This window comes from Paenibacillus sp. 1_12, from assembly GCF_900114475.1.
In the GTDB taxonomy this organism is placed as follows: Bacteria; Bacillota; Bacilli; order Paenibacillales; family NBRC-103111; genus Paenibacillus_S.
This window is the reverse complement of record NZ_FOTE01000025.1, coordinates 63,710-69,758: the sequence shown is the minus strand read 5'-3', so window position 1 is coordinate 69,758 and position 6,049 is coordinate 63,710. Positions and strand designations below refer to the sequence as shown.

Here is a 6,049-nt window from a genome sequence, read left to right as displayed (position 1 = left end):
CCTTGTCGGTCGCGCGGAATGATGATCTCTTGCTCTCCGTACTCACTGGTTACTCTCTTCTTACTCTTTCCATTACGGCTGTTTGATGTTGTTTTGTTCTCTACTTCATGCTTTTGGTAGCCTAAATGCGTATCCATTTCCGCTTCCAGCATCTCTTGAATCGTCTCGGCAAATAGATTCTTTAATGCGTTTTGGGCATCTTGAGCTGTTACCAACTTATTTTCCTTGATAAATTCGCGGAGCTGCTGCTTTGTCCATAATCCCATGTGTTCTCCCCAACCTTTCCTATACTTCCATTTTAATAGGTTTAGGAGTTTACACAAACTATTTTACAGACTCATAGGGAATGGTTTTGTGATGGACGATAATATAATGGAAAAAGAAGTCGTGCTGGAATGAAAAGTGTTTTTATGACCCCATGAGAAAATGATCCTCTTAGGGGTCATTTGTGCTTTATTCGGGTTATTAAAAAGGGATGGGGTAATTATCCAAATCATCATTAAAGCGGATTCTCTTTTGAAGCAAAGTTTTTAAATTAATCTTCGACAAAAGCCCTAATTTGCTCAACTTTTTTCAGGTCGCGCTTTTAGATGAATGTTTTGTACTTTTATCTATTGATTTTCGTGTGACACAACTTCAAACTCGGCGTCAAGCGTATTTTGTAACTCCTTTATACCCATAACCTGTACATTTTTTAGAATCCGATATTTTCCTTCGGGTAAATCCATAATGCTAATTTTTTGTTCATATTTTTTTCCTGGTTTTAATCGTATACCTTGTAATGTAACAGCTCCTTTGCTTGGAACATCCTTCCAATTCTCTGAGTATAACTTTTGTATTTTGTACGGTAGTCCAAGCATGATTTCAGTAGGTCCATCGTTTATTATATTTAATATCATTGTTTCTTCGTTTGTGTATTCTTGCTTATCTAGGGACAAAGATGATTTCAGTTCCTGTATCGGAACGTAAACAACCGACAATAACGTATCCTCCACCTCTTTATTTCCACCTAAAACTTCAACACTAAGTAGATACAATGTATCCTGATCTTGAGACAACTGTTTTGAATATCTTATTTTATTTGATGTATGTTTGCTTGAAATGATTTTTTCATCTAAGACTATGATCGAATGATAGCTTTTATCCAATTTTGTTAATCTGACTCGAACATCCTTATTCGGTAAGTCATCTAATAATTCAGCATAAACCGTATTGCCGTTTTTTTGATACCCACCTGATATTGAAAAACCAATATGTCCTCCTTTTTTACTGATAAACCACCTTCCAGTTTCTGAACCGTACCCTGTTTTTATATCTAATTGTTCGTTATAATTATCGGACAAGACGAATGCTTCGTTCTTACTTATTTCCGATGATGTGACTTGATTGAAGTATGATACTTGATTTGTTGCCAAAGTGGAGCACAGTAATAAAATTATTAATCCTAAATGCAATTATTTTTCGCCTCCCTCTTTTAGCAGAAACATATATGATTTTCAATACTTGCTTATTTACGAATTACGAAGTCAAATAAACTCAATTAATTTCTTGTCTATTTCTGCAATTTCTCCAATATTTGATGTACCGTCCCATAAAATAATTGATTTAGCCTCCTCGTTCTCTATAAAATCATTAATAAAACTAAGTTGTCCGGAAAACAAAGCACCATATTCCGTCCTTTCGGGTCCATGAAAACTTGGTTGAAGTCTAAATTTCATTAATCCTTTGAATTCTACATCCTCAATCCGCTGATTTGTTTCCTCAAAGAGCTCCCTAATTACACATTGTCTAGCAGTTTCACCTTGCTCAATAACGCCACCAGGCAACTCCCAGTAGCTTCTCCATTTATTGTATAAGAATAGATACTTATCTTGGTACTCCACTACGATTAAAGAATGTGTTAATGGGGCATCGAGTGAGGTCTTGTTTATCTGATCCTCTTCGATTATGAGGAAATCTAAGAGGATATTCCCCTTTGCATCTGTCATGATTGTCATTTCCCTATCCCTCCGATTTTGAATAATCAATTCGGTATGTAAACAAAAAACGCGCTAGACCCTTGGTCCTACGCGTCATATATCGCAGGATGGGGAGCACGAAGAGCGTTAACCCATCCCTATTTTCAAAAAATGTGTTAACGCTTCTCGTCATGATGAAATTGGTTAACGATCTGATTAAACAATACTAGTCCCCTATATCAACAATATCATGGTAATAATACCCATTCGATTTAGAGAAGTCAATAGTTAAATTATCCTGTCCTTTAGCGCAAAGAAGCTACCTAATCATGCTGGCAGCCTCATCTTGGTTGTTATTAAGCTATCATACTTCTTTATTTCAACCCCACAACTGATATTAGGAGTTATCTGAGTAAATCTTCTCTGTGGACTGAATTTTAAATGGTTTAAAGCTTCATTGATTGCCCTCTCAATGTCTTCTGAAGCATAACAAGAACATAATTCGATTAAGTAACGGAATGCATTTGAGAAATTCCGGCATTGTTTACTGCGAGATCGATCTAATATGTTCTCCTAGTCATCTTAAGAAATTACGAATCCCATGCATTACTAAAGTGGATTTAATGAACTACATCAAGTATTTACCCGTGATCGACTGCTCCGCATGAATGATCTGCGGAGGTGTACCCTCGAACACTACCTGGCCTCCTTTGCTGCCTCCGTCCGGTCCCATATCGATGATCCAATCTGCTTTGCTTATTACATCAAGGTTGTGCTCGATGACGATCACCGTATTGCCGGCATCCACGAGGCGGTTCATGATACTCAGAAGGTGACCGATATCTGACATATGCAGGCCTGTCGTCGGCTCGTCCATCACGTAGATGCTGCCCTTCTTATGCAGCTCGCTTGCTAGCTTGATGCGCTGGCATTCCCCGCCCGAGAGCGTGCTGAGCGGCTGGCCGAGTGTAATGTAGTTCAACCCCACATCACTCAACGCCTGGAGCTTGCGCACAACCTCTTTTAGCTGAAAAAAATCCAATGCCTGCTCCACAGTCATCTCCAGAACTTCTGCAATAGACTTGCCGTTCAGCTTGTACGCAAGCACTTCTTCCTTGAACCGTCTACCTCCGCATACTTCGCATGGCAGCTTCACACTGTCGAGGAATGCAAGGTCTGTATAGACAACACCCAGACCTTGACAGTTCTCGCAAGCCCCCTTGGAGTTGAAGCTGAACAAGCCTTGGTTGACCTTGTTCGCGGAAGCAAACGCCTTACGCACATCATCCATAATGCCCGTGTAAGTCGCGGGATTCGAGCGTGTTGACACGCCTACCGCCGATTGATCGATGACGATCGCATCCGAATGCTGGCTGAGAAATACATCGTTAATCAGCGTACTTTTACCCGATCCGGCGACTCCCGTAACAACTGTCAGCACTCCGGTTGGAATATCAACACTCACGTTCCGCAGGTTGTGCAGTGAGGCAACCTTGATGTATAGCTTGCCGGACGGCTGCCTGCAATCGTGCTTCAGTTCGAGCGGCCGCTTCATGTAGGTGCCTGTCAGTGTACCTGCCTCCAGTAGGCCTTGAAAGCTTCCTTCATACATGATGGTGCCGCCGCGGATGCCTGCGTGAGGTCCGACGTCGACGATATGATCCGCCAACTTGATCACATCGGGATCATGCTCGACGACAATCACGGTATTACCCTTGTCACGCAGCTTTTGAAGCAATCCATTTAACCGGTGTACATCACGGGGGTGCAAGCCAACGCTGGGCTCATCGAATATGTAAGTGACATCCACCAGACTGCCGCTCAGGTGCTTCACCATCTTGACGCGCTGCGACTCGCCACCGGACAATGTATCCGTCTCACGGTCCAGCGTCAAGTAGTCAAGTCCGATATCCACCAGATGCTGCAGCCGCTCCGTCAGCGACTTCACGACCGGCGCGGCGATAGGTTCACCAATCTCCCGAATGACGCGGATGAGCTGTCCGACCTCCATGGAGGACAACTCCGCAATGTTATGTCCATTGATCCTGCAGCTGAGCGTGGCCTGACTGAGTCTCGCGCCTCGGCAGCTGGAGCAGATACCCTCGATGATGTACGGCGCAACAGCTTGTTGAGTACGCTCGGACATCGTCTTCAAATCCCGCTTGATGTACTTGTTGGTGAACTTCTCGATGAACCCTTCCACCGTAATGTTCACAGTCTTCCCGCCGAACTGCGTCGCCACTTTCCTAGCCTTGCCGTACAGCAGTTGCTCAAGTTCTTCATCTGAATAATCACTCAACTTCTTGTCGGGATCGAAGGGCCCCGACTGCACGATCATCGTCCAATCAAAGCCGTCCACCGTATAGCCCAGCAGCATGATTGCCCCTTCATTCAACGACTTTGACTTGTCCAGCGCCTTGCTCATGTCGACGCACAGACTGCGACCGATCCCGTTGCACTCGGGACACATGCCATGCGGATCGTTAAACGAGAACATGTGTGCTTGTCCAACATATGGTTGACCCACTCTAGAGAAGAGAACACGGAGAATGGGAGATATATCAGTAATCGTACCCATTGTGGAATGGGAACCGCCACCCAACCGCTTTTGATCCACAATAACAGCCATGCTCAGGTTCTCGATCGCGTCTGCATCTGGTTGCGGAAAACGCGGCAGAAAGTTGCGGACGAACATACTGAAATTTTCATTCAGCAGACGTTGGGATTCGGCAGCGATGGTATCGAAAACGATCGATGACTTACCGGATCCGGATACCCCGGTGAAGATCGTGATCTTCCGCTTGGGAATGCGCAAGGATACGTTCTTAAGATTGTTTTCCCTCGCACCCGAGATTACGATATACTCCTGATTAGATTCGCTCATGCTTGACATCCTTCCGAATAGTATTAATCTCTACTTATAATCACATTGTACCCTTCATCGTGCATAGAAAGACGGGCAGCCTGAACTTGCACCTGTATTAAAAATGATGTTAAGAATTGGGTCCCCCTTCATGCTATCCATTCTTCAAACTATTAAATAATATTGGGAACTGAACTGAGGAATTTATAAAGAATACCTTTTCACGTTATCTACCTCTTCGGCACAAGTAAGCCTTAGACAACTGGGCTATCACATACTAGCTTTATCCATACGCACATAGTGCAAGCTTGACCCAAAACAAACTTGTCCGATTATCCGAAGTCAACATAAACCGGCTGCAACTACATGCAGCCGGTTTATGTTGATTCGGGTCAAGCTGGCATCAATTATCGTACCCAGCATTGGGGAAGGCGATTTTTTAGTAACGAATATGGTTATTGTTCCAACATTTTTTCAAGCTCGCCGCACCATTTACCCCAACCATACTTAGCGCCTTCGACTCCTTGAGCATTTGAGAATCCGGTTTGTTCGAGATGAAGGTTAACTTTTCCGTCCCCTAAATCCTGAAGCGTCCAGGTGACCGTGTGCTTCTCTCCTCCACTGGCCCAAGTATAGGACACCTGGTTGGGTGCGTCTACGATAAGCACTTCGCCGTTAATAATTCCATCCCACCATTCGGTCGGTTGAGCACGAAACTGAAAACGGTGCCCTACAACAGGCTTAAAATCATTATCCATCGCCTGACCGCTGTGGATGTCGACCACCCATTTGGCAATCTTGCCTGAATCGGTTAAGGCGGACCAAACCTTCTCGATCGATGTCGTGTACTGAAAATCCAAGGATAATGCTAAACTCATTCTACTTCCTCCTCTAATAGTTGGTTCAACCGTAACATATTCGCACTCCAAAACTTGCTGTAGTAAGCCACCCAATCTTGAATTTCTCTGAGTGGAGAGGCGTTTAGCCTAAATCGCGTTTCTCTGCCGACTTTTCGGTCAAGTACCAGTCCGGCCTCTTTAAGGATTGTCAAATGTTTGGATACCGCTGTACGACCCATTTGAAATTGTGCCGTTAATTCAAGAAGCGGTACCTCCTCTGCCTCTGCTAACAGACGAATCAGTCGACGCCTTGTTGGATCAGCAATCGCGTCAAACACATTCTCGCTCACAACATTCTCTCCAAAATATTATTTTCTATAATAGAATTC

6 protein-coding genes are annotated in these 6,049 nt (G+C 43.9%); all 6 read right to left on the bottom strand.

From position 1 onward, the window contains the following. Positions 1-266 (bottom strand): transposase (locus tag BM210_RS30145; RefSeq protein ID WP_177238091.1); only part of this gene is annotated, 266 nt, incomplete at its 3' end. Positions 267-611: 345 nt separating this feature from the next. Further along, positions 612-1,454: an immunoglobulin-like domain-containing protein gene (locus BM210_RS30140; protein ID WP_091176281.1), complete on the bottom strand. Its 843-nt coding sequence runs from the start codon at positions 1,452-1,454 to the stop codon at positions 612-614. Positions 1,455-1,526: 72 nt separating this feature from the next. After that, entirely contained in the window at positions 1,527-1,997 is a 471-nt protein-coding gene (locus BM210_RS30135; RefSeq protein ID WP_091176280.1) for an NUDIX domain-containing protein, read from the bottom strand. A 589-nt stretch (positions 1,998-2,586) separates the two neighbouring features. Next, positions 2,587-4,842, bottom strand: coding sequence for an ATP-binding cassette domain-containing protein (locus BM210_RS30130; RefSeq protein WP_091176277.1), 2,256 nt, complete (start codon positions 4,840-4,842; stop codon positions 2,587-2,589). Between the two features lie 434 nt (positions 4,843-5,276). Continuing rightward, on the bottom strand, positions 5,277-5,699 hold the full coding sequence (locus BM210_RS30125; protein ID WP_091176275.1) for an SRPBCC family protein: 423 nt from the start codon (positions 5,697-5,699) through the stop codon (positions 5,277-5,279). Further along, positions 5,696-6,010 carry an ArsR/SmtB family transcription factor gene (locus tag BM210_RS30120; protein WP_091176273.1) on the bottom strand — a complete coding sequence of 105 codons (315 nt, stop codon included), beginning with the start codon at positions 6,008-6,010 and terminating at the stop codon, positions 5,696-5,698. Before BM210_RS30120 ends, BM210_RS30125 begins: the two co-directional genes overlap by 4 nt. Positions 6,011-6,049: the final 39 nt, after the last annotated feature.

Coding starts and splice junctions, on each gene's coding strand:
- BM210_RS30135 (WP_091176280.1), bottom strand. CDS start 1,997: ATGACAATCATGACAGATGCAAAGGGGAATATCCTCTTAGATTTCCTC.
- BM210_RS30130 (WP_091176277.1), bottom strand. CDS start 4,842: ATGAGCGAATCTAATCAGGAGTATATCGTAATCTCGGGTGCGAGGGAA.
- BM210_RS30125 (WP_091176275.1), bottom strand. CDS start 5,699: ATGAGTTTAGCATTATCCTTGGATTTTCAGTACACGACATCGATCGAG.